Annotated in this window: 24 protein-coding genes and 1 riboswitch; of the genes, 13 read left to right on the top strand and 11 right to left on the bottom strand. The window is 74.7% G+C overall.

Going from position 1 to position 25,687, the window contains the following annotated elements; translation table 11 throughout:
- Both glmS and GFH29_RS19975 read right to left on the bottom strand, forming a co-directional pair.
- A complete protein-coding gene (gene glmS / locus GFH29_RS19970) occupies positions 1-1,842 on the bottom strand; it encodes a glutamine--fructose-6-phosphate transaminase (isomerizing) (protein WP_153325470.1) in 1,842 nt (613 codons plus the stop codon).
- 52 nt (positions 1,843-1,894) lie between these two features.
- The gene (locus GFH29_RS19975) at positions 1,895-2,158 is read right to left on the bottom strand and encodes a hypothetical protein (RefSeq protein ID WP_153325471.1); all 264 of its coding nucleotides are present in this window, start codon (positions 2,156-2,158) and stop codon (positions 1,895-1,897) included.
- A gap of 165 nt (positions 2,159-2,323) precedes the next feature.
- Here GFH29_RS19975 and GFH29_RS19980 point away from each other — a divergent pair, with 165 nt between their 5' ends.
- The 5 genes from GFH29_RS19980 (at position 2,324) to GFH29_RS20000 (ending at position 5,667) form a co-directional block, all read left to right on the top strand.
- The gene (locus GFH29_RS19980; protein ID WP_153325472.1) at positions 2,324-2,470 is read left to right on the top strand and encodes a hypothetical protein; all 147 of its coding nucleotides are present in this window, start codon (positions 2,324-2,326) and stop codon (positions 2,468-2,470) included.
- 156 nt (positions 2,471-2,626) lie between these two features.
- Complete coding sequence (locus GFH29_RS19985; protein ID WP_153325473.1) at positions 2,627-3,235, top strand: YceI family protein; 609 nt, start codon at positions 2,627-2,629, stop codon at positions 3,233-3,235.
- An 87-nt stretch (positions 3,236-3,322) separates the two neighbouring features.
- Entirely contained in the window at positions 3,323-4,261 is a 939-nt protein-coding gene (locus tag GFH29_RS19990; RefSeq protein ID WP_153325474.1) for a GNAT family N-acetyltransferase, read from the top strand.
- A 48-nt stretch (positions 4,262-4,309) separates the two neighbouring features.
- Positions 4,310-5,269, top strand: a complete 960-nt coding sequence (locus GFH29_RS19995) for an LLM class flavin-dependent oxidoreductase (protein ID WP_153325475.1) — start codon at positions 4,310-4,312, stop codon at positions 5,267-5,269.
- A gap of 7 nt (positions 5,270-5,276) precedes the next feature.
- A riboswitch (guanidine-III (ykkC-III) riboswitch) is annotated at positions 5,277-5,342 on the top strand.
- 10 nt (positions 5,343-5,352) lie between these two features.
- On the top strand, positions 5,353-5,667 hold the full coding sequence (locus GFH29_RS20000) for a DMT family transporter (RefSeq protein WP_153325476.1): 315 nt from the start codon (positions 5,353-5,355) through the stop codon (positions 5,665-5,667).
- A gap of 130 nt (positions 5,668-5,797) precedes the next feature.
- On the opposite strand, the gene GFH29_RS20005 is transcribed toward GFH29_RS20000, so the two are convergent.
- The 5 genes from GFH29_RS20005 to GFH29_RS20025 are packed head-to-tail and all read right to left on the bottom strand — an operon-like array spanning position 5,798 to position 11,520.
- A complete protein-coding gene (locus tag GFH29_RS20005) occupies positions 5,798-6,415 on the bottom strand; it encodes a hypothetical protein (RefSeq protein ID WP_153325477.1) in 618 nt (205 codons plus the stop codon).
- Complete coding sequence (gene hrpB / locus GFH29_RS20010; RefSeq protein ID WP_153325478.1) at positions 6,412-8,949, bottom strand: ATP-dependent helicase HrpB; 2,538 nt, start codon at positions 8,947-8,949, stop codon at positions 6,412-6,414. The genes GFH29_RS20005 and hrpB overlap by 4 nt, the downstream gene beginning before the upstream one ends.
- A gap of 44 nt (positions 8,950-8,993) precedes the next feature.
- Positions 8,994-10,214 (bottom strand): acyl-CoA dehydrogenase family protein, encoded by a 1,221-nt coding sequence (locus GFH29_RS20015; RefSeq protein WP_153325479.1) that lies wholly within the window; start codon positions 10,212-10,214, stop codon positions 8,994-8,996.
- The gene (locus tag GFH29_RS20020; protein ID WP_153325935.1) at positions 10,211-10,624 is read right to left on the bottom strand and encodes a DUF1707 SHOCT-like domain-containing protein; all 414 of its coding nucleotides are present in this window, start codon (positions 10,622-10,624) and stop codon (positions 10,211-10,213) included. The genes GFH29_RS20015 and GFH29_RS20020 overlap by 4 nt, the downstream gene beginning before the upstream one ends.
- A 5-nt stretch (positions 10,625-10,629) precedes the next feature.
- Positions 10,630-11,520, bottom strand: coding sequence for a PadR family transcriptional regulator (locus tag GFH29_RS20025; protein ID WP_228387646.1), 891 nt, complete (start codon positions 11,518-11,520; stop codon positions 10,630-10,632).
- A gap of 175 nt (positions 11,521-11,695) precedes the next feature.
- On the opposite strand from GFH29_RS20025, the gene GFH29_RS20030 reads away from it, so the two are divergent.
- From GFH29_RS20030 to GFH29_RS20045, 4 genes are all read left to right on the top strand, one after another.
- On the top strand, positions 11,696-12,694 hold the full coding sequence (locus GFH29_RS20030; RefSeq protein WP_153325480.1) for an ABC transporter ATP-binding protein: 999 nt from the start codon (positions 11,696-11,698) through the stop codon (positions 12,692-12,694).
- A complete protein-coding gene (locus tag GFH29_RS20035; protein WP_153325481.1) occupies positions 12,691-13,503 on the top strand; it encodes an ABC transporter permease in 813 nt (270 codons plus the stop codon). The genes GFH29_RS20030 and GFH29_RS20035 overlap by 4 nt, the downstream gene beginning before the upstream one ends.
- Positions 13,504-13,581: 78 nt before the next feature.
- On the top strand, positions 13,582-14,784 hold the full coding sequence (locus GFH29_RS20040; protein WP_153325482.1) for a sensor histidine kinase: 1,203 nt from the start codon (positions 13,582-13,584) through the stop codon (positions 14,782-14,784).
- Entirely contained in the window at positions 14,781-15,386 is a 606-nt protein-coding gene (locus tag GFH29_RS20045; RefSeq protein WP_153325483.1) for a response regulator transcription factor, read from the top strand. The genes GFH29_RS20040 and GFH29_RS20045 overlap by 4 nt, the downstream gene beginning before the upstream one ends.
- A gap of 9 nt (positions 15,387-15,395) precedes the next feature.
- On the opposite strand, the gene GFH29_RS20050 is transcribed toward GFH29_RS20045, so the two are convergent.
- A complete protein-coding gene (locus GFH29_RS20050; protein ID WP_153325484.1) occupies positions 15,396-17,339 on the bottom strand; it encodes a M3 family metallopeptidase in 1,944 nt (647 codons plus the stop codon).
- An 86-nt stretch (positions 17,340-17,425) separates the two neighbouring features.
- Between GFH29_RS20050 and GFH29_RS20055 the strand changes: the two genes are divergently transcribed.
- The 3 genes from GFH29_RS20055 (at position 17,426) to GFH29_RS20065 (ending at position 21,353) form a co-directional block, all read left to right on the top strand.
- Positions 17,426-18,445: a glycoside hydrolase family 6 protein gene (locus GFH29_RS20055; RefSeq protein ID WP_153325485.1), complete on the top strand. Its 1,020-nt coding sequence runs from the start codon at positions 17,426-17,428 to the stop codon at positions 18,443-18,445.
- 64 nt (positions 18,446-18,509) lie between these two features.
- A complete protein-coding gene (locus tag GFH29_RS20060; protein ID WP_228387647.1) occupies positions 18,510-19,790 on the top strand; it encodes an MFS transporter in 1,281 nt (426 codons plus the stop codon).
- A gap of 51 nt (positions 19,791-19,841) precedes the next feature.
- Positions 19,842-21,353 carry an SDR family NAD(P)-dependent oxidoreductase gene (locus tag GFH29_RS20065; protein WP_228387648.1) on the top strand — a complete coding sequence of 504 codons (1,512 nt, stop codon included), beginning with the start codon at positions 19,842-19,844 and terminating at the stop codon, positions 21,351-21,353.
- Positions 21,354-21,598: 245 nt separating this feature from the next.
- On the opposite strand, the gene GFH29_RS20070 is transcribed toward GFH29_RS20065, so the two are convergent.
- Positions 21,599-22,108: a mycothiol transferase gene (locus GFH29_RS20070; protein ID WP_153325486.1), complete on the bottom strand. Its 510-nt coding sequence runs from the start codon at positions 22,106-22,108 to the stop codon at positions 21,599-21,601.
- 45 nt (positions 22,109-22,153) lie between these two features.
- Between GFH29_RS20070 and GFH29_RS20075 the strand changes: the two genes are divergently transcribed.
- Positions 22,154-23,140: a TIGR03557 family F420-dependent LLM class oxidoreductase gene (locus GFH29_RS20075; protein WP_153325487.1), complete on the top strand. Its 987-nt coding sequence runs from the start codon at positions 22,154-22,156 to the stop codon at positions 23,138-23,140.
- An 81-nt stretch (positions 23,141-23,221) separates the two neighbouring features.
- Here the strand turns inward: GFH29_RS20075 and GFH29_RS20080 are convergent, their stop codons facing one another.
- Together GFH29_RS20080 and GFH29_RS20085 are read right to left on the bottom strand one after the other, a co-directional pair.
- Positions 23,222-23,842, bottom strand: coding sequence for a GNAT family N-acetyltransferase (locus GFH29_RS20080; RefSeq protein ID WP_153325488.1), 621 nt, complete (start codon positions 23,840-23,842; stop codon positions 23,222-23,224).
- Complete coding sequence (locus GFH29_RS20085) at positions 23,839-25,647, bottom strand: DUF429 domain-containing protein (protein WP_153325489.1); 1,809 nt, start codon at positions 25,645-25,647, stop codon at positions 23,839-23,841. The genes GFH29_RS20080 and GFH29_RS20085 overlap by 4 nt, the downstream gene beginning before the upstream one ends.
- Between the last annotated feature and the right edge of the window lie 40 nt (positions 25,648-25,687).

Raw genomic sequence — 25,687 nt, forward strand, 5'->3', positions numbered from 1 at the left:
TCACTCCACCGTGACCGACTTGGCCAGGTTGCGGGGCTTGTCGACGTCGAGACCCAGGTGCACCGCCGCGTGGTAGGCCAGCAGCTGCAGCGGGATCGTGAGCAGTGCCGGGTCCAGCTCGCGCTCGGTGCGGGGCACCTCGATGCGCGCGACGTCGGCGCTGGCCTCCAGGCCGCCGAGGTCGACCCCGGCGTGGGTGAGCACGACCAGCGGGCCGCCGCGGGCGGCGATCTCGTGCAGGGCGCCCACGTTGCGGTCGACCAGCTCGTCGTCGGGCACGATCGCGATGGTCGGCACCGCGGGCGAGATCAGCGCGAGCGGGCCGTGCTTGAGCTCGGAGGTCTGGTAGGCCTCCGCGTGGCGGTAGCTGATCTCCTTGAACTTCTGCGCCCCCTCACGCGCGACCGGGTAGCCGCGCACCCGGCCCACGAAGAACAGGCTCTCGGCCTCCGCCAGCCGCTGCGCGAGCGGGATCAGCCGCTTCTCCTCCTCGAGCACCTCCTGGATCTGGGCGGGCAGCGCCTGCAGTGCGGCGATCAGCCGGCGACCGTCGGCGACCGACAGGTCGCGGACCCGGCCAAGCTGGAGCGCCAGGAGCGCGCAGCCCAGGAACATCGTGGTGAGCGCCTTGGTCGAGGCCACCGCGACCTCGGGCCCGGCGTGCAGGTAGATGCCGCCGTCGCACTCGCGCGCGATCGCGCTGCCGACCACGTTGACCAGCCCGACCACGCGGCCGCCCTTGCGGCGTACCTCCTGCACCGCGAGCAGGGTGTCCACGGTCTCCCCGGACTGGCTGATCGCGACGTAGAGGGTGTCGGGCTCGATGACGGGGTTGCGGTAGCGGAACTCGCTGGCCGCCTCGGCGTCCGCGGGGATGCGGGCCAGCTCCTCGATCAGGGTCGCGCCCATCTGGCCGACGTAGTGCGCGGAGCCGCAGCCGAGCAGCTTGACCCGGCGTACGGCGCGGATCTCGCGGGGGTCGAGCCCGAGCCCGCCGAGGTGGGCGGTGGCGAACCGGTCGTCGAGGCGCCCGCTCAGCATCCGCTCGGCGGCGGCGGGCTGCTCGAGCATCTCCTTGAGCATGTAGGAGTCGCAGTCGCCGGTCTCGAAGGCGTCGGCGTCGATGTCGACATGGGTGGGTCGGGTGGCGGTGGCGGTGAGGTCGTGGCGGTACGTCGTGAACCCGCCGGCGGTCAGCGTGGCCATCTCGCCCTCCTCGAGGTGGGCGACGGTGGTCGTGTAGCGCACCAGCGCCGCGAGGTCGGAGGCGACGTGCATCTCCCGGTCGCCCACGCCGATGATCAGCGGGCTGCCGTTGCGTGCGACCACGAGCCGGTCGGGGAAGTCGGCGTGCAGGACCGCGATGCCGTAGGTGCCCTCGATCACCGAGAGCGCGTCGGCGACCTTGGCCTCGAGGGTGTCGGCCCCGGAGCGGCCGATCAGGTGCGCGAGCACCTCGGTGTCGGTGTCGGAGGTCAGCTCGACACCGGCGTCGCGGAGGCCGGCTCGCAGCCCGGCGGCGTTGTCGATGATCCCGTTGTGCACCACCGCGACCCGGCCGGTCTCGTCGGTGTGGGGGTGCGCGTTGGCATCGGTCGCGGGGCCGTGGGTGGCCCAGCGGGTGTGGCCGATCCCGACCTTGCCGGCGAAGCGCTTCGGCAGCGCCTCGGCGAGGTCGCGGACCCGCCCGGCGCGCTTGACGATGCGCGGGGCGCTGCCGGCGGTCGGGGGCAGGACCGCGACCCCGGCGGAGTCGTAGCCGCGGTGCTCGAGTCGGGCCAGGCCCTCGAGCAGCAGCGGTGCCGCCTGCTGGGTGCCGATGGAACCGACGATTCCGCACATGGGGGTGCCTTCCTGACGAACTGACGAACTGACGAACGGGGAGCGGGCGGGCTCAGCCGTAGACGATGCGGCGCAGCTGGCGCTCGGTGAGCGCGGGCGCCGCGACCACGCGCGCCTCGAGCTCGGTGGCGAGCGTCGCGAAGATCTGCTCGTTGCGGGCGCCCGCAGCACGCAGCTCGGCGTGCCGGCGGCGTACCAGCTCCTCGACGGGCTCGGCGTAGTAGGACACGACGTCCTCGACGACGCGACACGCCTCGGCGGTGCTCAGACCGGTCGTCCTCGCGACATGGGCGACGAGGGCGGGATCGGCGGGCACGATCTCGACGATGGCAGCATCCGCCCGGGTTCGACAAGGTTTCTGCCCGCTATCGGGCAGAAATCACATCGGACTCATCGTCAGCGGGGCGTTGGGGTCTCTTCGGTCACTCAGAGGCCCGATCGGGGTAGCCTAAGTGAACAGAAGATGAACAGGAGGTGTCAGATGCCCGACGCACGACGCACCGCAGGCACGTCCGACCAGCCGCTCATGCGATGGGTGAGTGTGGTCGGCCGCGACGGCCGGGCCCACCTCGAGGCCCGCTGGGCGCCTGCCGCCCGCAGCTCCTCGGCGACCGTCCAGGCCGCCTGAGACCGAGTCCCACCCTGTCGACAGGGCCGCGATCCGAGGGGTCGCGGCCCTGTCGCATGCTGCGCCGAGGTCGGACTTCGCGGGTTCGGGAATGAATGGCGGCATGGCGCGTTAGGTTGGTTGAAAGTTCAACTCTCCGACGCGAAAGCAGCCACCATGAGCATCTTCAGCCGCAAGCCCACCACCGAGCCCGCCGTCGACGTCTTCGACGCCCCCACCACTGCGGTGGACGACCTCACCGGCTCCTACACGATCGACCCGAGCCACAGCCGGATCGGCTTCAGCGCCCGCCACGCGATGGTGACGACCGTGCGCGGCTCCTTCCGCGACTTCACCGGCACCGCGACCATCGACGCCGCCGACCCGGCCGCGTCCTCGGTGAGCCTGACCATCAAGACCGCCTCGATCGACACCGGCAACGCCGACCGCGACGGCCACCTGGTCTCGGCGGACTTCTTCGACGCCGAGGTGAACCCCGAGATCACCTTCGTCTCCACCGCCGTGGCGAAGGTCGACGAGGACACCTGGGCGATCACCGGCGACCTGAGCATCGCCGGCACCACGAAGTCCCTCACGATCGCCTTCGACGAGACCGGCTCCGCGCAGGACCCCTTCGGCAACCTCCGTGCCGGCTTCGAGGGCAGCACCGCCCTCAACCGCAAGGACTGGGGCCTGACCTGGAACGCCGCGCTCGAGACCGGCGGCCTGCTGGTCTCGGAGAAGATCAAGCTCGAGCTCGACATCTCGGCGATCAAGAACGCCTGAGCCACCGCTCGACCACGACTGTCCCCGACGGGGCCTCCCAGGAAAAAGGGGAGGCCCCGTCGGCTGTTTCCTGCTGCACTCGAACCCATGAGCACGCGCACCGTCCCGGGACCGGCCGGCGGAACCGGTCCGCCCGTCCCGCTGCCCGCCCCCCTCACCAGCCGCCCGCTCGTCCCGGCCGACTCCCGCGCGGTCTTCGAGCTGATGGCCGCCCAGGAGCTGGCCGACGTGGGCGAGATCGTGATCGAGGAGGCCGACCTGGTCGCCGACTGGCAGCGTCCCTCGCACGACCTCGCGGCGTCCTCGGTGGCCGTGCTCGACGGCGAGCGGATCGTGGGGTACGCCGAGGCCGACGGCGAGCGCGGGGACGCGGCCGTGCACCCCGACTACCGCGGCCGCGGCATCGGCACCTGGCTGGCGCACCGCATGCAGGACCTGGCCCGCGCCCAGGGCGCACCCCGCGTGGGCATGCCGGTGCCCGAGGGTTCTCCCGGCGACCGGCTGCTCACCTCCTTGGGCTACGGCGTGCGCTGGCGCAGCTGGGTGCTGCAGCTGCCGCCGGGGGCTCGGGTGCCGGAGCGCCCGCTGCCGCCGGGTCACCGAGTGCGGAGCGCCCGCGAGGACGAGCGGCGCGTGTGCTGGACGCTGCTGGAGGACGCGTTCTTGGAGTGGGCGGACCGCGAGCGGGAGTCCTTCGCGGACTGGACCGCCCGCGTCACCGAGCGGCCCGGGTTCGAGCCGTGGCACCTGCGCGTCGTCGTCGATCCCCAGGACCGGGTCGTGGCGTGCGCCGTCGTACTGCTGGCCGGCGACTGCGGCTACGTCGACCGGCTCGCCACCCGGCGCGACCAGCGCGACCGGGGGTTCGCGCAGGCGCTGCTCGTCGACGCCTTCGCGGCGGCACGGGCGCACGGCGCCACCCGCTCGGAGCTCTCCACCGACTCCCGCACCGGCGCGCTCGGGCTCTACGAGCGGGTCGGGATGGTCCTCACCTCGACCTGGCTGCACCGCGCGATCGCGCTCTGACCTCGCGAACCTCCCGCTCGCGGCGCCGCGGTCTGCTTGGGTGGGGCGATGGTCAGCTTCGTCGCGCGCTACGACCTGCGCGCCCCCGGTGCCACCCCGGCCCAGCGACACGAGCTCTACACCCGTGCGGTCGAGCAGGCGGCGTACGCCGACGCCCACGGCCTCGACGCGCTGATGGTCTCCGAGCACCACGTCGCCGAGGACGGCTACCTGCCGAGCCCGCTGCTGCTGGCGAGCGCCTTCGCGGCAGTGACCCGGCGGCTGCCGATCTCGGTCTCCGCGCTGCTGGTCAACCTCTACGAGCCGGTGCGCCTGGCCGAGGACCTCGCGGTGCTCGACCACCTCAGCGGCGGGCGGGTCAGCTACACCGTCGGGCTGGGCTACCGCAAGGTCGAGTACGACGTGCACGGGCGGGACTGGGCCACCCGCGGGCGCGACCTGGAGGACCGGCTGGTCGAGCTGCTGCGGCTGTGGCGCGAGGGCGTGACCACGCCCGGCCCCTTCTCCGACCCGCACCCGGTGCTGTTCTACGGCGGCGGTACCCCGGTCGCGGCCCGGCGCGCGGCCCGGTTGGGGCTGCACTTCCAGCCCCAGCACGCCGACCCCGCGCTGCGCGAGACCTACGAGGCCGCCTGCCGCGAGGCCGGGCGCGAGCCCGGGATGGTGCTCACCACGCCGCGCAGCGGACCGGCCAACGTCTTCTGCACCCCGGACCCCGAGGAGTTCTGGGAGCGGTGGGGCCACCACCTGCTCGCCGACGCCACGTCGTACCAGGAGTGGCACGGGGAGGCGGCCTCGCACGTGCTGGACGCCTCGCGGACGGTGGCCGAGATGCGGGCGGCGGGGGTCTATCTGGTGCTCACCCCCGAGGACCTCGTCGAGCGGGTGCGTGCGCGCGAGGTGCGGCTGGTGACCAGCCACCCCGCCTGCGGCGGGCTGCCGGCCGAGCCGTCGTGGACCAGCCTGCGGCTGGTCTGCGAGACCGTGCTGCCGGCGGTGCGCGGGTAGCATCGGCGCCGAGCCGCGAGCGCGGCTCCCGGACGAGGGGACCCGTACCCGGCCAGCGACAAGACGGGCCATGGAGGTTTCCCATGTCCTGGCTCGTGCTCGTGCTCTCCGGTGGCCTCGAGGCCGTCTGGGCGCTCGCCCTGGGCCGCAGCGAGGGGTTCACCCGCCTCGCGCCCACCGCCGTCTTCGCCGTCGCCGTCACCGCCAGCATGGCCGGGCTCGCCTGGTCGATGCGCACCATCCCCACCGGCACGGCGTACGCCGTGTGGGTCGGCATCGGCGCCACCCTCACCGTCGCCTGGTCGATGGCCACCGGCGCCGAGGACGCCTCGGTGGTCAAGGTCCTGCTCCTCGCCGGGATCGTCGGCTGTGTGATCGGGTTGAAGGTCGTGAGCTGAGGGGTTGCCGGGGTTGCGCGCGTAACTACGCAATTGCTGGGAAAAGCACCTGCCGCGGCACGATCGAGGTGTTTTTCCCAGCAATTGCGCCGAAAGACACCGCACCCCGGCCCACCCCCGCGGCCACCCCTCAGCCCAGGACCGTCGTCACCACGTCGGTCACCGAGGCCCGGCGCGGGGTGGAGGAGAAGCCGAAGCGCGGCGGCGGGTCGACCGGGGCGAGGGCGCCGAGATCGGCGCTCTCCCAGGTGCCGCTCGCGGAGAGGATCCGGCGCACGCCGGTGGCGCCGTAGTACTCCCGCCGTCCGCCCCCGGCGCTGCCGCGGGTGCGTACGCCGCGCAGCACCACCCGGGCCACCGGGTCGGTGAGCGCGCACCACGCCGGGGCGGTGGCCAGGCGGCGCGGCACCACCGCCAGCAGCCGGCCCAGCAGCGTCGGCCCGCCGACGGCGAGGTCGAGCGCGAGGCTCGGCGAGCGCACCTGCCACCGCGCGCCCGAGCCCGAGCCCGCCCCGACGACCCCGACCGTGAAGGCCTCGACCCGCACCTCGTCGAAGGAGTACGTCGCGGCGATGAACTCCGCCACCTGCGGGCGCGGCGCGAGCAGCACCCGGTGGCCGTCGGCGGTCTCCACCATCGCGTCCGAGAACGCCCCCAGCGGGGTGTCGTGCCAGTGCCCGACGACGATCCGGGTGCCGCTGGTGGTGCCGACCCCGGCGATCCGGCCGACGAAGCGCTGGCGCCTCATCGGCGCTGCCCACCCGAGCCTTGTCCGGCGCGCGCCGTACGCGCGGTCGGCTGCGCGGTGAGCGGGTCCTCGGGCCAGGAGTGCTTCGGGTAGCGCCCGCGCAGCTCGCCGCGCACCTGCGGGTAGGCCTGCGCCCAGAACGACGTGAGGTCCGCGGTCACCGCGACCGGGCGACGCGCCGGGGAGAGCAGGTGCAGCAGCAGCGGCACCCGGCCGTCGGCGACGGTGGGCGCGGCGCGCCAGCCGAAGACCTCCTGCAGCCGCACCGCGAGCACCGGCTGGTCACCGGTGTAGTCGATGCGCACCGTCGAGCCGCTGGGCACCGTGACCCGCTCGGGGGCGAGCTCGTCGAGGCGCCCGGCCTCGGGCCAGGGCAGCAGCCGACGCAGCGCGGTCACCAGGTCGACGCGGCGCAGGTCGCGACCACCGCGCAGCCCGGCCAGCTCGGGCCCCAGCCAGCTCTCGACGGAGTCCGACAGCGCCTCGTCGGAGACGTCCGGCCACGGCTCGCCGAGCGCGCGGTGCAGGAACGCCAGCCGCGCCCGCAGCGCCGTCGCGGCCTCCGACCAGGGCAGCAGCGCCAACCCCTCGCGGCGCAGCGCCTCGCCCACCGCCGCCGCGACCAGCTCGGGATCGGGGTCGGGCAGCGGCACCGAGGCGAGCTCGATCGCGCCGAGCCGCGTCGTACGACGAGCGACCACGCGGCCCTCGCGCCAGACCACGTCGTCGCGCTCGTGCCACAGCGAGGGCGCGGCCTCCAGGGCCAGGTCCTCGCTCAGCGGGGCCGCGGCACGCACGGTGGCGTCGCGCTGGCCGGGGCGGCGCTCGGCGTCGGCGACCACCAGCCACGGCAGCCCGGTGAGCGCACCCTGGCCGGGCGCGAGGACGGCGCCGGTCCCCGACGCCATGAGGTACGACGTGGTCTCGCGGCGCCGGCGCGCGATCCGGTCCGGGTGCGCCAGGGCCACGACCAGCCCCACGGCCAGGTCGTCGGTGAGCGGGTCGCCCGTCGGCCCCGCGTCGCGCGGGACGGCGTCGAGCAGCCGCCGCACCTGGGTGCGCCACGCGCCCGCCGCCGGCCCGCCGCGGCGCATCGCGCGCAGCGCCGCGACCAGGTCGCCGTCGGGCACCCGGACATCCTCGGCGAGCAGCGCCACCACCTCGGCGGCGCGGCGCGCGCCGACCGGGCCGGCGCCGTCGAGCAGCGCCCGAGCCAGGCGCGGGTCGGCGCCCACCCGCGCGATCTCGCGGCCGCGGGCGGTCACCGCGCCGTGCTCGTCCACGGCACCGAGTGACGTCAGGGTGGCCCGGGCGGAGGCGAGCGCCGGGGCCGGCGGCGGGTCGAGGAGCGCGAGGCCGGCGCCGTCCGGGCTGCCCCACACGGCCAGCTCCAGGGCGAACGCGGTCAGGTCGGCGGTGGCGATCTCGGGGGCCGGGTGCGGGTCGAGGTGGGTGTGCTCGACCTCCGACCAGCAGCGGTACGCCGCGCCCGGGCCCTCGCGCCCGGCGCGCCCGGCGCGCTGCTCGGCGGCGGCCCGGCTGACCGGCACCGTCACCAGCCCGGCGAGCGCGCGGCGGTGGTCGGTGTGCGGGCGGCGGGTGAGGCCGGCGTCGACGACGACCCGGACCCCGGGCACGGTCAGGGACGACTCGGCCACCGAGGTGGAGACCACCACCCGGCGCCGCGGACCGGCGGTGAGCGCGAGGTCCTGCTCCGCGGTCGGGAGCCGTCCGTGCAGTGCGCGGACGTCGGCGTCCACCCCGCCCAGCCGGCGTACCACCCCGGCCACCTCCCCGACCCCGGGCACGAAGACCAGCACGTCGCCGGCCTGCTCGGCCAGCGCGCGCCGGGTGGTCGCCGCGACGTGGTCGAGGAACCCCGGCGTCACGCCCCGCTCGTCGAGGCGTCGTACGCCGGGCGGCGGCGGGCACCAGTGCTCCGCGACCGGGTGCAGCGCGCCGGGCACCCCCACGACCGGCACCGGCCCCGCGGGCCCGCCCAGCACCCCCGCGGTGCGCGCGGCCTCCACGGTCGCCGACATCGCGACCACCGCCAGGTCGGGGCGCAGGTGGGCGCGCACGTCGACCAGCAGCGCGAGGGTGAGGTCGACGTCGAGCTGGCGCTCGTGGACCTCGTCGAGGACGACCGCGGCCACGCCGGGCAGCTCGGGGTCGCGCTGCAGGCGGCGCAGCAGCACCCCGGTGGTCACGACCTCGATCCGGGTGGTCGCGCCGACCTGGCGCTCGCCGCGCACGGCGTACCCGACCGTGGCGCCGACCGGCTCGCCGAGCAGGTGGGCCAGACGCCGGGCGGCGGCCCGCGCGGCGATCCGGCGCGGCTGGGTGACCACGACCCGCCCGCCCCGGGCGAGGGCGACCGCGGGCGGCACCAGCGTGGTCTTGCCGGTGCCGGGCGGCGCGTGCAGCACAGCGGAGCCCCGGCTCGCGAGCGCCTCGGCCAGCGGCGCCAGCCCGGCGGCGACCGGCAGGTCGGGCGGTGCGGCCAGCAGCCGCTCGATCGGGTCGGAGCTCACCCGGTCAAGTCTGCCGACCCGCCGGTGGGCCCGGCGAGCCGGCCTCAGCGGATCGGGGCGCCGGAGATCGCGCGGGCGATCACCAGGCGCTGGATCTCCGAGGTGCCCTCGAAGACGGTGTAGATCTTGGCGTCGCGCGACCACCGCTCGACGGGGTACTCGCGGGTGTAGCCGTTGCCGCCGAGGATCTGCATCGCCTGGGTGGTCACCTTCACCGCCGTCTCGCCGGCGACCAGCTTCGACATCGACCCCTCGGCCGCCTCGAAGGTCTTGCCCTGCGCCGCCATCCACGCCGCGCGCCAGACCAGCAGCCGGGCGGCGTCGATCGAGGTGCGCATGTCGGCGAGCGCGAACGCGATCCCCTGGTTCTCGATGATCGGGCGCCCGAACTGCTCGCGGGTGCGGGCGTAGTCCAGCGCCACCTCGTAGGCCGCGCGCGCGATGCCGATCGCCTGGGCGCCGACCGCCGGGCGGGTGCGCTCGAAGGTCGCCATCGAGGCGTTGCCGCGCGCGCCGCCGCCCTCGCGGGCCCGGGCCAGGCGCGCGTCGAGGCGCTCCCTGCCGCCGAGCAGGCAGCTCCCGGGCACCCGGACCCGGTCCAGGACGACCTCGGCGGTGTGCGAGGCGCGGATGCCGTGCTTGTGGAACTTCTGGCCCTGGCTCAGGCCGGGGGTGCCGCGGGGCACCAGGAAGCTCGCCTGGCCGCGGGTGCGCAGGTCGGGGTCGACCACCGCGGTCACCACGTGGACGTCGGCGATGCCGCCGTTGGTGGCCCAGGTCTTGGTGCCGGTGATCACCCACTCGTCGCTCGCCTCGTCGTACGTCGCGCGGGTGCGCATCGCGCCCACGTCGCTGCCGGCGTCGGGCTCGGAGGAGCAGAACGCCGCGATCCGCAGGTCGCCCGGGGTGCCGAACATCTGCGGGGCCCACTCCCCGACCTGCTCGGGGGTGCCGTTGGAGCTGAGCGCCGCCGCGGCCAGCGCGGTGCCCACGATCGAGAGCCCGATGCCGGCGTCGCCCCAGAACAGCTCCTCCATCGCGACCGGGAACCCCAGGCCGGAGGGGTCGAAGGACTGGGCGGCGAAGAAGTCCAGGGAGTACAGCCCGATCTTGGCCGCCTCCTCCAGCACCGGCCAGGGGAACTCCTCGCGCTCGTCCCACTCCGCGGCGGCCGGGCGCACGACCTCGGCGGCGAAGTCGTGCACCCACGCGCGCAGCTCGACGTGGTCGGGAGAGAGGTCGAAGGACGGCGAGGTCGAGGTCACATCGTGGAGCGTAGTGACCGCGGCGGCCCCGCAGGGCCCCGTCCACGACGCCGCCGCGCGATCACGAACGCCACCGCCAGCACGGCGACGCCGAGCAGCACCGGCGCCCGGAGCAGCAGCGCGAGGACCAGCAGCACCATCACGATGTGCACCGCCCGCGGGCCCCGGTGGCCGCGCGCCGCGCGCCCGGCGGGGACCGCACCGGTCGGCGCCGGGCGGGCACCGGCCGCGGGAGCGGGCAGGTCGGCGAAGACCGGAGCCAGGTCGCCCTGGGTCCGCGCCGCCCAGATCCGCTCCAGGCGCTCGGCGTGCTCGCCGGTGTCGAGGCGGCCCTCGACGTAGTGCCCGGCCAGCGCGTCCGCGGCGGCCTGCCGCTCGGCGTCACCGATGCGCAGGCGCGGGGCCTCCATCGCGCTCACGACCGCTCACCGCCGTCGTCCGACTCGGGACCGTCCGTCCCGGGCCCGTCCCCCTCGGGGTCGGCCGCCTCGGGTCGGTCCGCCTCGGGCGCGTCCCGGTCAGCTGCCTGCGGGCCCTCGGGGTCGGCGAGCACGCCGTACAGCCTGCGTCGCGCATCGACGAGGATCTCGATGGCCGCGGCCTTCTGCTCCGGTGTGCCGGTGGTGACCACCTGCCAGACCGCGCTCATCACCTGGCCGATCTCCGGCTTCAGGTCGGTGCCGCCCGGCTGCGCGTCGCCGTCTCGACCGGAGCCGGCGCGAGCGGTGTCCTCGAACGGCGCCCAGACGGCGGCGAGGTCCTCCGCGTGCTCGGTGGCGTACGTCGCTCCGGCCTGGGTCAGGCGCAGCGAGCGCCGGCCGCGCTCGGAGGTGGTCTCGACGAGCCCCTCGTCCTCGAGCTGGGAGATGGTCGGGTAGACCGACCCGGGGCTGGGCTTCCACACCCCGCCGGAACGCGCCTCGATCTGCTGGATCACCTGGTAGCCGTTGAGCGTCTCCCCGCCGCGCTCCGCCGTGGCGAGCACGTCGAGGATCGCCGAGCGGACGTCGCCGCGGCGCACCCGCGGCCCGCGCCGCTCCTCGGTGTCGGGCTGGCCGAAGCCGAAGATCCCCGCCAGCCAGGGCGGCGGCCCGCCGTGACCGCCCGGCCCGCCGGGCCAGCCCGGCCCGCCGCCGGGGCGGCGGTGCCCACGGCGTCCGCCCTCGAAGCCCCAGGCGCCCGGCCCGCCGCGGTGCTGCTGGCGCAGCCCGTCCATGTCGTGAGCGAACTGGCGGCCGAGCTCGGCGCCCAGCCGGCCGAGGTCGCGGCCCAGGCCGCCGCCTCCACATCCCTGTCCGTGGTCCATGACCGCTCCTTCCGTTCGTCTGCCTCGCCTCGGGACGACCGACGCGTTAGCGATATATCGCGATCGTACGGCCGAAGGAGCGAGGGGACAAGCGCCGCCGGGCTGACATTTGTCATGTCCGACCGATGATGCGACGCACTGCCGCCGGCCCGGGACGCACGACATCGTGGGAGCCATGAGAACTGCCACGCCCCGCACCCCCGGCGACACCCCGGCCGTTCGGCTGCGTGGGGTCCGCCGCACCTACGGCACCGGGGACTCCCGGTTCGAGGCCGTGCGCGGTGTCGACCTCGACGTCGCCCGCGGCAGCGTCGTGGCCCTGCTCGGCACCAACGGCGCGGGCAAGACCTCGCTGCTGGAGGTCGTCGAGGGCCTCGCGCCCGCCAGCGGCGGCACCATCGAGGTGCTCGGCCTGGACCCGGTCGCCGACCGCGCGGAGGTACGACGGCGTACCGGGGTGTTGCTGCAGCGCAGCGGTTTCGCCGCGGACCTCACCGTGCGGGAGACCCTGGAGCTGTGGGCCAGCACGCTGACCCGCCCGCGTCCGGTCGCGGAGGGCCTGGCCATGCTCGACCTCGCCGACCGCGCCGAGACCCGGGTCGGGGCGCTGTCCGGCGGCGAGCAGCGCCGCCTCGACCTCTCCTGCACGCTGCTCGGCGACCCCGAGCTGGTGCTGCTCGACGAGCCCACCACCGGCCTGGACCCCGAGAGCCGGCAGCGGCTGTGGGAGCTGGTGCGCGGGCTGCGGGAGGCCGGGCGCACCGTGGTGCTCTGCACCCACCACCTCGAGGAGGCCGAGGAGCTGGCCGACCGGATCGCGATCATGCACGGCGGCCTGATCGTGCGCGACGGCACCGCGGCCGAGATCACCGCCGCGCGCCCGTCCCGGGTCCGGTTCAGCACCGGTCCGGCGATCGAGCCGCTGCCGGCGGCCGAGGCCCTGGGGGCGCTCCGGGTGCATGCCGAGCACACCACCACGACCGTCGAGACCCACGACCTGCAGGCCACGCTCACCGCGCTGCTCATCTGGGCCGGGCGCCACGGCGTACGCCTCGAGGGCCTCGACGCCCGCACCGCGAGCCTGGAGTCGGTGTTCCTCGACATCGCCCGCGAGCCCGTCGACCGCACGAGCGACCCCGCATCCCACCAGACCCTCGAAGGGACCCCGCGATGAGCGCCCTCGCCCCCACCGACTCCGCGACCCCGTCGCCCGCCCGTGCCTCGCTGCGCCGGGTCCGCGGCCTGGTCCGCGCCAACGCGCGCCTGGTCGTGCGCAACCGGCTGACGCTGTCCTACGCCGTCGTCCTGCCGCTGCTGCCGCTGCTGCTGGTGCTGGGCGGTGACCGGGGCGCGATCGGCCCGGGCGCCGCCTCGGTGATCACCGTGGTGATGCTCGCGCTGCTGTTCCCGGTCTTCTACAACACCTTGTCGATGATCGTGACCCGCCGCGACGAGCTGGTGCTCAAGCGGCTGCGCACCGGGGAGGTCCGTGACGCCGAGCTGTTGGTCTCGCTCGCCGCCCCCGGCGCGATCATCGCGATGCTGATCGGCCTCGTGACCATCCCCGCCGCCCTGGCCCTCGGCGTACCCGCCCCCAAGGCGCCGGTGCTCTACCTGCTGACGATCGCCGTCGCCTCGGTGACCCTGGCGACGCTGGCCTTCTGGACCGCCGCCTGGACCCGCAACGCCGAGGCCGCCCAGCTCACCAGCATGCCGGTGATGGCGCTGCTGGTGGCCGGCCAGCTCGCCGTCGGCTTCCCCGACGAGGTGCGGCGCTGGATCGCCTACACGCCCGGCGGCGCCGTCACCGACCTGGTCCGCGGCTCCTGGTTCGGCCTGGGACCCGACGACGGCCCCGTCCCGAGCCTCGACTCCCTGGGCGCCTGGGCCGGCGCCGGCGTACCGCTGCTGGTGCTGGTCGCCTGGACCCTCCTGGGCGGCTGGCTGGCCGCCCGCTCCATGCGCTGGGAGCCGCGCGCCTGAGGCCCCGGCGCCCGGCAGAATGGCGCCGACCCGAGCATTGCGGCCACCCGGCCGGCCAGCACCGAGGAGCGCAGAACGATGAGCACACGCTGGTGGCGCTGGGCCGACCGCGACGAGGTCTCCCGGGTGGACGCCTACACCCGCCAGTCGCTGTACCTGCTGCTGTGGGGATCGCCTCTCTTCCTGGCCCTGCAGGCCCTGGCCCGGATCCCCGAGGACCAGACGGAGCTCGCCCTCGCCGTCTTCGTGGCCGGCCTGGTGGTGTGCGTCCCCGCGACCCTCGTGCTGCGCGACGTGATGGAGGCGCACCCGCAGGCGGCGCCGCTGCCTCGGCGCGCGCTGCCGTTCCTCGCGATGCTCGCCGTCGGGTACGTCGCGGCGTTGTGGCTTCCCACCGAGACCCGGGGCCTGGCGGTGATGCTGCTGTGGAGCTCGCTGGCCTGGTCGCTGGCCGGGCTGCGCGGGCGGGTGGCGACCGGGGTGCTGCTGGCGGTGCTCACGGTGACCCCGGCCCTCGCCGCCCGGGAGCCGATCTCGGTCCTGCTGGGACTGGGCGTCGGCGGGTTCTTCATCTTCACCGTGCGGGTCTCGCTGTGGCTGCTGGCGGTGGTGCGCGAGCTCGACGAGGCGCGCCGCACCCGGGCCGCGTTGGCGGTCGCGGAGGAGCGGCTGCGCTTCTCCCGCGACGTCCACGACGTGCTGGGCCGTCAGCTCTCGGTGATCGGGGTGCAGGCCGAGCTGGCCGCGACCCTCGCCGAGCGCGGCGACCCCGGCGCCGCGGCCCGGATGCTCGAGGTCCGCGCCGCCGCCCACGAGGCGCTGCGAGAGGCCCGCGAGCTGGCCCGCGGCTACCGCGGCACCGACTGGGCCCAGGAGCTCGAGGGCGCCCGTTCGCTGCTCCGCTCGGCCGGCACCGAGGTCGAGCTGGCCGTCGACGACCTCCCGCCGGCCTGGCACGAGCCGGCCGCGTGGGTGGTGCGCGAGGCGGTCACCAACATCCTGCGCCACTCCGCGGCCACCCGGGTGGAGGTGCGCTACCGCGACGAGGAGCTGCACGTGGTCAACGACCGGCCGGTCCCGGCCGACCCCTCCCGTACGCCCGCCGGCAGCGGGCTGCGCAGCCTGGCCGAGCGCCTGGCGCCGCTCGGCGCCGCGCTCAGGACCCAGCACACCGCGGACCTGTTCACGGTGGTGACCGCGCTGCCGGGCACCGGCCCCGCGGCGGTCCCGGCCGAGCGCGCGAGCCTGCTCGACGCCACCGGGACGGGGCACACGCGATGATCCGGCTGCTGCTCGCCGACGACGAGAACCTGATCCGCGTCGCGCTCGTCCAGCTCCTCGGCCTCGAGGACGACCTCGAGGTCGTCGGCCAGGCCGCGTCGGGCCCGGAGGCGCTGGCGGTGGCCCGCGCCGAGCGCCCCGACGTCGCCGTGCTCGACCTGCAGATGCCCGGCCTCGACGGGATCGGCGTGGCGGAGGTGCTGGCCCGCGAGCTGCCGGGCTGCGGGGTGGTGATGGTGACCGGGCACGGGCGCCCCGGCCACCTCAAGCGGGCCCTGGGCGTGGGCGTGCGGGGCTTCCTGCCCAAGACCACCTCGGCGAGCACCCTGGCCAGGGTGGTGCGCGACGTCCACGCCGGACGCCGCTACGTCGACCCCGAGCTCGCCGCGGAGGCGATGGCGGCCGGCGACAGCCCGCTGACCCCGCGGGAGGCCGACGTGCTCGAGCTGGCCGCGGACGGCGCGCCGGTGGAGGACATCGCGCGCCGCGCCTCGCTCAGCCCCGGCACCGTGCGCAACTACCTCTCCAGCGCGACCTCCAAGCTGGGCGCGGCCAACCGCCACGACGCCTGCGCCACCGCGCGCCGCCTCGGCTGGATCTGAGCCGCCCGCTCAGGCCGGGCGGGCCAGCCAGCTCGCGTAGGCCTCGAAGGTGTAGGGCCGGCCCAGGAAGTCCGCGACCAGGTCGGCGGCGTCCTTCGACCCGCCCCGCGCCAGCACCGTGTCGCGGTAGCGGCCGGCGACGACGGGGTCGAACAGGTCGCCCTCGTCGAAGGCGCTGAACAGGTCCTTGGCGATCACCAGCGACCACATGTAGGTGTAGTACGCCGAGGAGTAGCCGCCCAGGTGGCCGAAGCTGGCGAACATGTGGGTGCCCTCGACGTAGGGGTACGGCGAGTAGCGCGCCTGGAGCTCGCGGGTGCGCGCGGTGAGGTCGGCGGGACGTTCCACGTGGAACCAGTACGACATCGACGCGTAGAACATCTGCACCCGCGCCTGGATGCCCTTGCCGTAGTCGTCGGCGGCGCGCATCTTCTCCACCAGCGCCCGCGGGATCGCCTCGCCGGCGGCGTTGGTGGCGAAGGAGGCCAGCACCTCGGGGTCCCAGGCCCACTCCTCGAGCATCTGGCTGGGCGCCTCCACGAAGTCCCACTCGGTGGCCACCCCGGAGAACGCCACCCAGCGCTGGTGCCCGCCGAGCACGTGGTGGACCAGGTGGCCGAACTCGTGGAACAGCGTGACCACGTGGTCGTGCTCCATCAGCCCGCGCGCGAAGTTGCAGACCAGCACGCCCTCGGGCAGCTGCCGGCCCGCGACGCCGGGCACCAGGTCGAACTGCGCGGCGTGCTTGTACTTGCCCTCGCGAGGGTGCAGATCCAGGTGGATGCGGCCCAGCGGCGCGGCGTCGGGGGCGTCGTCGGCGCGGCGCACGTCGTAGGTCGTGACGTCCTCGTGCCAGGTCGGGGCGTCGGGCACCTCGTCGTAGCGCAGCCCGAAGAGCCGGCCGGTGACCTCGAGCAGGCCGCGGCGCACGGTGGCGAAGTCGAAGTAGGTGCGGACCTGCTGGGAGTCGACGTCGTAGCGCTCGCGGCGCACCAGCTCGGAGTAGTACGACGCGTCGGCCGAGGGGATCGTCTCCGCCCCGGGGACGTCGCGGCGGTAGCGCTCCAGCAGCACCTCGAGGTCGCGCTGCATCGGCTCCTCGGCGGCCGCCGCGATCCGGTCGATGAACTCCGGGATCGCCGGGCCGGAGCCGATCATCTTGACCTCCGCGTCGTACGCCGCCCAGTCGGGGTAGCCCAGGAGCGTGGCCAGCTCGTGGCGCAGCGCGAACATCTCCTTCAGCACGGCGTCGTTCTGGGGCCAGCCGCGGGTCAGGAACGCGAGGTTCATCGCGGCGCGGACCTCGGCGTCGTGGGCGAACATCCGCACCGGCACCGCGTCGGGGTAGTCGGTGGTGGCCGTGAGCCGACCGTCCTCGTCGACGGGGTGCGCGTCGAGCCAGTCCTGGGGCAGGCCGGCGTAGCGGTCCGCGGGGAAGCTGATCGTGCGCACGTCGTCGCGGGTGTTGCGGCTGAGCTCCTGGTCCAGCGCGGTGAGCCGCTCGCGGATCGCCGAGAGCCGGGCGCGGGTCTCCTCGTCACGGTCGACCCCGGAGCGGCGGAAGTCGCGCAGCGTGTGCTCCAGCAGCCGGCGCGCGTCGGCGTCGAGGCCGGCGGGGTCGAGCGAGGAGAAGACCTCGAAGAGCGCGCGGTCCTGGGAGAGCTCGGTGCCGAGCCGGTCGGCCTCGACCTCGGCCTGCTCGGCGTGCTCGCGCACCGCCGGGTCGGGGTGCACGTTGGCGAACAGCGAGCCCACCGCGGCGACCCGGCGCAGCTCGATGCTCAGGTCGTTCCACGCCTCGAGCACGCCCAGCACGTCGTCGCTGCCGCCCACGCGCAGCCGGTCGGCGAGCCCCCGGGCCGCGGCGAGGCGGTCGCGCGACTGCGCGTCGACCCACCCCAGGGCACCCTCGGCGGCGGGCAGGAGGACCGGGGACGGGGTGGGGGCGCTCATGGGCGTCAGCCTGCCACGCGCCGGGGACGGTCCGCGATCGGTCATCCTGACCGCACGCCACGTCCCGCGGCCCTACGATCCGGGTCATGACGCCACGCCTGCTGCAGCGGTGGGCCGGGCTGGTGCTGGCCGGCATGCTGGCTCCCGCGCTGGTCACCGCCGCGACCGCCGTCCCGGCCTTCTCGCCCGGCGACGCCGGCGGCGTGGCCTCCGCCTCCGAGCGTGCACGTAAGGACCCCCGCCTCACCCGGCCGCTGTACGTCGACGCCCGGATCCCGGCCGCGATGCAGGAGAGTCGCTACGCGCGGATCGCCCAGGCCCCACAGGCGACCTGGTACTCCCCCGAGCAGCACCCCACCTCCCAGGTGGCCTGGGCCGTCTCCGACCAGGTGGCGCGCGCGAAGGCGACCCGCTCCACGCCGGTGCTGGTGCTCTACGCGATCCCCGACCGCGACTGCGGACAGCACTCCGTCGGCGGGCTGCCCGACGCGGCGGCGTACCGCGCCTATGTGCGGGCCTTCACCCGTGGCCTCGGCACCCGCAGCAAGGCGATGGTCGTCGTCGAGCCCGACGCGATCCCCTTCGTCGGCGAGCCCGACTGTGCGGACACCGCGGCCCGGCTGAAGATGCTGCGCTTCGCGGTCACCCGGATCGCGCGGACCGGAGCCTGGGCCTACCTCGACGCCGGGCACTCCGCCTGGACGCCGTACGACGGGCGCGCGCAGCTGCTCAAGCGGGCCGGGATCGCGAAGGCGCGCGGGTTCAGCACCAACGTCGCGAACTTCCGCCCGCTGCGCGACGAGCGCGCCTACGCCGTGAGTCTGGGCAAGGAGCTGGCCCGGATCGGGGTGAAGGGGGCGCGCTACGTCGTGGACACCTCGCGCAACGGTGCCGCCGCGCCGATCGCCGGCGACGTCATCAACCCCACCTGGGCGCGGCTCGGGCCGGCCCCGAAGCGCCGCTTCCAGGGCGCCCTCGACGCCACCTTGTGGATCAAGCACCCCGGGGAGTCCGACGGCGCCGTCAACGGCGGCAACGCCGCGGGGCAGTGGTGCGACCTGCTCGCCGACCGGCTCTCCGGGCGGGCGGAGTCGCCCGGCTGCTGAGCCGGGCAGCGGCGATCCGGACCCGGTGCCGGACGCCCGCGACCCGGGCGTAGGTTGTCCCCTCGTGCCTGGCCTGAAGTCCCTCGTCGCCGACACCCGGCCGCTGCAGAACCCGCACTTCCGGCGGCTGTGGCTGGCCAACATCATCACGGTGATCGGCGCCCAGCTGACGGTCGTGGCGGTGCCGGCCCAGATCTACGCCGACACCGGCTCCTCGGCGTACGTCGGGCTGACCGGGCTGTTCGGCCTGGTGCCGCTGGTCGTCTTCGGGCTGTACGGCGGGGCGCTGGCCGACGCCTTCGACCGGCGCACGATCCTCATCGTGACCACGATCGGGCTGATCGGGACCAGCGCGCTCTTCTGGCTCCAGGCGGCCGCGGGCTCGACCAACGTGTGGCTGCTGCTCAGCCTGTTCGCGGTGCAGCAGGCCTTCTTCGCGGTCAACCAGCCGACCCGCAGCGCGGTGGTCCCGCGGCTGGTCTCGGCCGAGCTGCTGCCTGCGGCGAACTCGCTGAACATGACGGTGATGCAGGCCGGGGCGATCGCCGGCCCGCTGGTGGCGGGCGTGCTGATCCCGGTGCTGGGCTTCGAGTGGCTCTACCTGATCGACACCTTCACGCTGCTGGCCACCCTCGGCGCGGTGCTCAAGCTGCCCCGTCTGCCGATGGCCGGCGTCACCGGCACCCCGGGGCTGCGCTCGGTGCTGGAGGGGCTGGGCTACCTGCGCCACCACCCGGTGCTGCTGATGTCGTTCGTCGTCGACGTCATCGCGATGCTCTTCGGCATGCCCCGGGCGCTGTTCCCCGAGATCGCCCACGTCGACTTCGGCGGGCCCGAGGACGGCGGGCTGATCTTCGCGCTGCTCTTCGCCGCGATCCCGGCCGGCGCCGTGATCGGCGGCGTCTTCAGCGGCTGGGTCTCCCGGGTGCACCGCCAGGGCCTCGCGGTGATCGTGTGCATCCTGGTCTGGGGCGTGGCGATGACCGGGTTCGGCATCGCGGTCGGGCTGGCCCGGCACGCCTCCACGCTGATGCTGTCGGTGGCGCTGGTGATGCTGGTGATCGGCGGCGCGGCCGACATGGCCTCGGCGGCGTTCCGCACCAGCATGCTCCAGAGCGCCGCGGCCGACGAGGTCCGCGGCCGCCTGCAGGGCGTCTTCATCGTGATCGTCGCCGGCGGGCCGCGGCTGGCCGACGTCGCGCACGGCGCCGCGGCGGCCTCGGTCGGCGCGGCGGCCGCGGCGGCGGGCGGCGGAGTGCTCGTGGTGGTCGGCACGGTGGTCGCGGCGCTCGCCGTACCGTCGTTCGTGCGCTACCGCGTGACCCGCACCGCATCCGGGGTCTGAGCGGGGGGTGAGGATGTCGGGTCCGGGGGCCCGGCTTCGTAGGATCCGCCGGTGACCGCTACCGACGACCGCACGCCCTCCGCGAGCGTCCCTGGCATCGACCCCGACGACCTGGCCACCGCCGTGCGGGTGCTGAACCAGCTGCACGAGCTGCCCGACGACCACCCGGACATCCGCACGGTCAAGCACGCCGCGTCGCACATGTACAAGGCCCTCAAGCGCGAGCGGCGTACCCGCAAGCGCGAGGCCGAGCTCGCCCACGACCGGGCGGTCACCGAGGCCACCGCCACCGGCTCCGCGATGCGCATCGACGACGAGACCGCCGGGATCCCGCTGGTCTCCACCACCCAGGGCGCGTTCGCCGGGGAGCTGATCAACCCGCGCGGCTGCTACATCTGCAAGAACGACTACACCCTGGTCGACGCGTTCTACCACTGGCTGTGCCCCTCCTGCGCGGCGATGAGCCACGAGAAGCGCGACCAGCACGCCGACCTGCGCGGCAAGCGGGCGCTGCTCACCGGCGGTCGCGCCAAGATCGGGATGTACATCGCGCTGCGGCTGCTGCGCGACGGCGCGCACACCACGATCACCACCCGCTTCCCCAAGGACGCCGTACGCCGCTTCGCCGCGATGGAGGACTCCGCGGACTGGCTGCACCGTCTCAAGGTCGTCGGCATCGACCTGCGCGACCCGACCCAGGTGGTCTCGCTGGCCGACGACGTGGCCGCGGCCGGGCCGCTGGACATCCTGATCAACAACGCCTGCCAGACCGTGCGCCGCTCCCCGGGCGCCTACTCCCAGCTGGTCGAGATGGAGTCCGCGCCGCTGCCCGAGGGCATCGAGCTGCCGGCGATGGTCACCTTCGACCGGGTCAGCGACGCCCACCCGGCGATGATCACCGGCGCGCTGCGCGAGCACGCGGTGGCGCACGACGAGACCGGGACCCTCGCCGCGTCCCGGACCGCCGCCGACCTGACCGCCCTCGCGCTCACCGCCGGCTCGGCGTCCCTGGAGCGTCACCTCGACGGCACCGCCGTGGACGCCGGCGGCCTGCTGCCGGACCTGCAGTCCACCAACTCCTGGACCAAGGGCGTGGACCAGGTCGACCCGCTGGAGCTGCTCGAGGTGCAGCTGTGCAACCAGACCGCGCCGTTCATCCTGGTCTCCCGGCTGCGACCGGCGATGCGCGAGGCGGTGCGCCGCGGCGCGCGCCGGGCGTACGTCGTGAACGTCTCCGCGATGGAGGGGCAGTTCTCGCGGCGCTACAAGGGCCACGGGCACCCGCACACCAACATGAGCAAGGCCGCGCTCAACATGCTCACCCGCACCTCGGCCGGGGAGATGTTCGAGACCGACAAGATCCTGATGACCGCCGTCGACACCGGTTGGATCACCGACGAGCGCCCGCACCAGGAGAAGCTGCGGATCGCCGCCGAGGGCTGGCACGCCCCCCTCGACCTCGTCGACGGCGCCGCCCGGGTCTACGACCCGATCGTCCAGGGCGAAGCCGGCGTGGACCTGTACGGCCACTTCCTGAAGGACTACGTCCCTAGTCCCTGGTGAGGGGTGGCCGCCGGGGGGCGTGCTTTTCTCAGCAATTGCTGGGAAAAGCACCTCCCGCGCCCCGAAACAGGTGCTTTTCCCAGCAATTGCGCCGTTATGTGCGCAACCCCAGCAGCCCCCGCACGTACTCCGCCTGGCCGCGGCGGCCGCGCACTGCGGGGCCCCGGGCCGCGCGCAACTCAGCAATTGCTGGGAGAACTACCTGCCGCGCCCCGAAACAGGTGCTTTTCCCAGCAATTGCGCGGTTATGTGCGCAACCCCAGCAGCCCCCGCACGTACTCCGCCTGCCCCACGTGACGGATGTCGTCGTCGAGGACGCTCACCAGCCGCACGCCGAGGGTGACCGGCGGGTCCCAGCGGGTGTCGACGACGCGGTCGAGGTCGTCCTCGCCGATCGTGTCCAGGAACGCCAGGGTCTGCTCGTGCACCGCGGTGAGGTACGCCGCGAGCCGGTCGGCGTCGATGCAGACCGCGTCCACCTGGTCGCGGGTGTGGCCGAAGCCGGTGTCGTCGGGGTCCAGCGGCAGGTCGAAGCGGCTCACGAAGTCCTGCTCGGTCCACACCTGCGGGCGCCCGGCCACGTCGGCCACCTGGACGTCCTGCACGCGGGTGAGGTGCCAGACCAGCCAGCCGATCGGGTTGGCATCGGGGGCCGGACGCTGGGACAGCTGGTCGACCGACAGTCCGGCGACGACCGACGTACCGCTCTCGAGGACGCGTCCGAAGCCGTCGGACAACAGCTGCGCGGGAGTCATGCCCCGACGCTACGGTCGCGAGGCGAAACGGGGTACCCCCCGCACATGAGCAATCTCGGATACACCCTCATGACCGAGCAGAGCGGCCCGCGCGAGCTGGTGGGGTACGCCGTGGACGCCGAGCGGGTCGGCTTCGACTTCGCCGTCTCCAGCGACCACTACTCGCCCTGGCTCACCGAGCAGGGGCACGCGCCGTACGCCTGGACGCTGCTGGGCGCGGTGGCCCAGGCGACCGAGCGGATGGAGCTGATGACCTACGTGACCTGCCCGACGATGCGCTACCACCCGGCGGTGGTGGCGCAGAAGTCCGCGACGCTCCAGCTGCTCGCGGAGGGGCGCTTCACCCTCGGCCTGGGCAGCGGGGAGAACCTCAACGAGCACGTCGTCGGCGCCGGCTGGCCCACGATCGGGGTGCGCCAGCGGATGCTCGCTGAGGCGGTCGAGGTGATCCGCGCGCTGCACACCGGCGACCTCGTCGACTACCACGGTGAGCACTTCCAGGTGGACTCCGCGCGCGTCTGGGACGTCCCGGACGAGGGCGTCGACCTGGCGATCGCGGTGTCCGGGGAGCGCTCGATCACCGAGCTCGCCCCGCTGGCCGACCACCTGGTCGGCGTGGCCCCCGAGGCCGAGCTGATCAACACCTGGAACGCCACCGACGGCGCACCCCAGATCGGCGCCGGCGCCCGTGCCATCGGCCAGATCCCGGTCTGCTGGGGCCCCAGCGCCGAGGAGGCCACCGCCTACGCCCACGAGCAGTTCCGCTGGTTCGCGGGCGGCTGGCAGGTCAACGCCGACCTGCCCACGCCGTACGGCTTCTCCGGCGCGACCAAGTTCGTGCGCCCCGAGGACGTCGCCGAGCAGATCCCCTGCGGCCCGGACCTCGACGCGATCGTGGAGGCGGTCGGCGCCTACTGGGAGGCGGGGTTCACCGACGTCGCGCTGGTGCAGGTCGGCGACCGCTGGCAGCAGCAGTTCCTCGACGAGGTCGCCGCCCCGCTGCTGGACAAGCTGCGCGCCGCGGCGCCCTGAGCGGGCCCCTGCCACATGTAACGCGGGGTTGTTGTCGCTCCACACGCCGTATGCGACGGGTGCAGCGACAATAACCCCGCGTTACAGCTCGCGGGCCGCGCGCCACTCCTCCGCCAGCACCGCGTAGCCGAACGAGTCCAGCCACCCGAGCTCGCGGTGCAGGGACTCACCCACGGCGTGGCTCTCGCGGCGCATGCCGACGCGCTCCATCAGCCGCCACGAGGCGGTGTTGTCGGCGAAGCACTGGGCGGTGACCCGGCGCAGCCCCAGGGTGGTGAAGCAGGCCTCCAGCAGCGCCCGGACAGCCTCGGTGGCGAGCCCGCGGCCGGCGTACGCCGGGTCGAGGACCCACCCGAGCTCGGCCTCGCTGGCCCGGGCGGCGCCGGCGACCTCGGCCTGCGCCCACCCGTCGCCGACCCACAGCATCAGGTCCCCGATCACGGGGCCGCGGCCCGGCCCGCCGTCCGTCCCGAGCTCGACGACCAGCGTGCGCGCCAGCCGCGCCGGCTCGGCGAAGCTCACGGCGTACGACGCCGGGTCCCCCGGGGCGCTGGTGAGCCACTGCGCGACCTCCGGCAGCGCTCGGATCCGGTACGTCGCGTCGGCGTCGTCCACCCGCGCCGGGCGCAGCAGCAGCCGCTCGGTGCGCACCGGCCAGGCGACCGCGCCGAGCGCGCCACCCCCGTCGAGCGGGCCGCTCATCCCTCGCCCTCCGGGCGCAGCCGCTCCAGGCGCTGGGCGAGCAGGTCGGCGCGGTGCGCGTTGCCCTCGAGGCGGACGTAGCGCTCGCCGTACACCGCGAGCAGCGCGTCGTCGAGGCGGCGTACGGCGCCCGGCGGGTAGCGGTACTCCATCCGGGCGTTGAGGTCCCACGCCAGCGCCGGGCGGATCACCTCGCCGAGCTCGTCGAGGGAGGTGATGTCGAGCTCGCGCAGCAGCCCGGAGATCCAGGCGTAGTGGTCGCTGCGCGACCAGCCCGCGTCGTGGTACTGCCCGGCCAGGAACGCCGCGAGCTCGCGCGCGTCGATGCCGCTGCCGCTCGGCTCGTCGGGCTCGTGGCCGACCCGGTCCGGGGTCGGGTCCTGCGAGGAGCCGCGCAGCCGCTCGCGGATCGTGGAGAACTCCTGGTCGGCGAGCTCCAGCAGCCCCGCGGCGAGGGTGAAGCGGCGGTCGAAGTCGCGGGCGTGCTCCTCGGGGATCGTGCCCTTGTAGCGGATGTCGTGCTCGAACTCCGCCCAGGCGTGCTGCAGCACCGTGCGGATCTGGATCTGCGCGACGCGCGCGTGCAGCGGGGCGAGGTCCTGCTGCTCGAGGCGCGCCGGGTCGAGCTCGACGAGCAGGTGCCGGCTGGCGTAGCCGAAGCGCCCCTCGGCCGCGGTCTCGCTGCCCATGTCGCGGTCGTCGAGCACCGTCACCTGGCTGGCCAGCAGGTCCGCGACCGCGGCGACGTCGCTGTGCACGTAGGTCACCACGCGCACCCCCACCTGGTCGGTGATGTCGCGCAGCGGGTCGGGGTAGAGCAGCTCGCCGTCGCGGGTGCGGGTCGCCTTCTCCGCGAAGCTCGCGACCGACTTGGTGCGCCCGGTGACGGTCAGGTAGTTGATGCCGGCCTCGTCGAGCACCCGGGTCACCAGGTCGACGGCCAGCGCACCGCCGCGGGACAGCTCGGGGTGGCGCAGCGCGTACTCGCGCACCGCCTCGGCCACCGTGTCCTCGCCGCCGTCGGCGGGCCCGGGACGCCGCGGGGACAGGTCGGCGGGCAGCGTCGGGGTGACGATGTAGCCGTCCTCCCACGACGAGCCGCCGTCGTCGCCGTACGTCGTGAGCCGCTCGGGTGCTCGGTGGGAGAGCAGCGCGACGTAGGCGCACACCACCGCGTCGACCTGGTCCTCGACCACGCGCAGCTCGCTCTTGCGGGTCGCGGACTCCGCGGCCCGCCGCAACGCCGCCCACGCGGGCCCGGCCACGAGCAGCGGCGGCTCGGCCGCCGCGAGGCCCTCGAGCAGGCCCATCAGCACCAGCAGCTCGGCGCGCATCGAGGCCGGGTCGCGGCCCTTCTTGTCCTTGTACTTCAGCGTGCGCCCGAGACGGAAGAGGGCCACGGTGGCCGGGTGCGGGTAGACCTCGATCGCGCGCCGGCTGCGCCCCGAGCGCGGGTTGACGTCCAGCCCGAGGCGCGCGGCCAGGCGCTGGGCGCGGCTGCCGTCGCGGAAGTCGGGCTTGGCGGTGTTCGAGGGGTGCGCGCCGGCCTCGAACCGGGCGAAGTCGCGGTTCAGCGCCGCCTCCGCCGGACGGTTGCCGGAGGCGTTGCGCACCAGGATCGGGGCGTCGAAGGCGACCACGCAGGGCCCGGCGACGTACGGGTCCAGCTCGGCGACGAGCTCGTCGTCGCTGGTGACCGCGGCGACGTGCACGAGGCGACCGCCCGCATCGAGCACGGCGATCCCCGTGGGCCGCTGGAGGCCCCAGGCCAGATCCACGCCGACGAGGTGGAGATCGGGTTGCATGGGATCAGCCTGCCGCATCGCGCCCGGCGCGCGCCCGGAC

This window comes from Nocardioides sp. dk884, assembly GCF_009557055.1.
Lineage (GTDB): Bacteria > Actinomycetota > Actinomycetes > Propionibacteriales > Nocardioidaceae > Nocardioides.

What these genes read in the sequence shown, in the direction of transcription:
- GFH29_RS19980 (WP_153325472.1), top strand. Translation starts at nt 2,324, where the DNA reads ATGCCCGACGCACGACGCACCGCAGGCACGTCCGACCAGCCGCTCATG.
- GFH29_RS20075 (WP_153325487.1), top strand. Translation starts at nt 22,154, where the DNA reads ATGAGCAATCTCGGATACACCCTCATGACCGAGCAGAGCGGCCCGCGC.
- glmS (WP_153325470.1), bottom strand. Translation starts at nt 1,842, where the DNA reads ATGTGCGGAATCGTCGGTTCCATCGGCACCCAGCAGGCGGCACCGCTG.
- GFH29_RS20050 (WP_153325484.1), bottom strand. Translation starts at nt 17,339, where the DNA reads ATGAGCGCCCCCACCCCGTCCCCGGTCCTCCTGCCCGCCGCCGAGGGT.
- GFH29_RS20030 (WP_153325480.1), top strand. Translation starts at nt 11,696, where the DNA reads ATGAGAACTGCCACGCCCCGCACCCCCGGCGACACCCCGGCCGTTCGG.
- GFH29_RS20080 (WP_153325488.1), bottom strand. Translation starts at nt 23,842, where the DNA reads ATGAGCGGCCCGCTCGACGGGGGTGGCGCGCTCGGCGCGGTCGCCTGG.
- GFH29_RS20025 (WP_228387646.1), bottom strand. Translation starts at nt 11,520, where the DNA reads ATGGACCACGGACAGGGATGTGGAGGCGGCGGCCTGGGCCGCGACCTC.
- GFH29_RS20020 (WP_153325935.1), bottom strand. Translation starts at nt 10,624, where the DNA reads ATGGAGGCCCCGCGCCTGCGCATCGGTGACGCCGAGCGGCAGGCCGCC.
- GFH29_RS19995 (WP_153325475.1), top strand. Translation starts at nt 4,310, where the DNA reads ATGGTCAGCTTCGTCGCGCGCTACGACCTGCGCGCCCCCGGTGCCACC.
- GFH29_RS20055 (WP_153325485.1), top strand. Translation starts at nt 17,426, where the DNA reads ATGACGCCACGCCTGCTGCAGCGGTGGGCCGGGCTGGTGCTGGCCGGC.
- GFH29_RS20070 (WP_153325486.1), bottom strand. Translation starts at nt 22,108, where the DNA reads ATGACTCCCGCGCAGCTGTTGTCCGACGGCTTCGGACGCGTCCTCGAG.
- GFH29_RS20035 (WP_153325481.1), top strand. Translation starts at nt 12,691, where the DNA reads ATGAGCGCCCTCGCCCCCACCGACTCCGCGACCCCGTCGCCCGCCCGT.
- GFH29_RS20000 (WP_153325476.1), top strand. Translation starts at nt 5,353, where the DNA reads ATGTCCTGGCTCGTGCTCGTGCTCTCCGGTGGCCTCGAGGCCGTCTGG.
- GFH29_RS20045 (WP_153325483.1), top strand. Translation starts at nt 14,781, where the DNA reads ATGATCCGGCTGCTGCTCGCCGACGACGAGAACCTGATCCGCGTCGCG.
- GFH29_RS20040 (WP_153325482.1), top strand. Translation starts at nt 13,582, where the DNA reads ATGAGCACACGCTGGTGGCGCTGGGCCGACCGCGACGAGGTCTCCCGG.
- GFH29_RS20005 (WP_153325477.1), bottom strand. Translation starts at nt 6,415, where the DNA reads ATGAGGCGCCAGCGCTTCGTCGGCCGGATCGCCGGGGTCGGCACCACC.
- GFH29_RS19985 (WP_153325473.1), top strand. Translation starts at nt 2,627, where the DNA reads ATGAGCATCTTCAGCCGCAAGCCCACCACCGAGCCCGCCGTCGACGTC.
- GFH29_RS19990 (WP_153325474.1), top strand. Translation starts at nt 3,323, where the DNA reads ATGAGCACGCGCACCGTCCCGGGACCGGCCGGCGGAACCGGTCCGCCC.
- GFH29_RS20085 (WP_153325489.1), bottom strand. Translation starts at nt 25,647, where the DNA reads ATGCAACCCGATCTCCACCTCGTCGGCGTGGATCTGGCCTGGGGCCTC.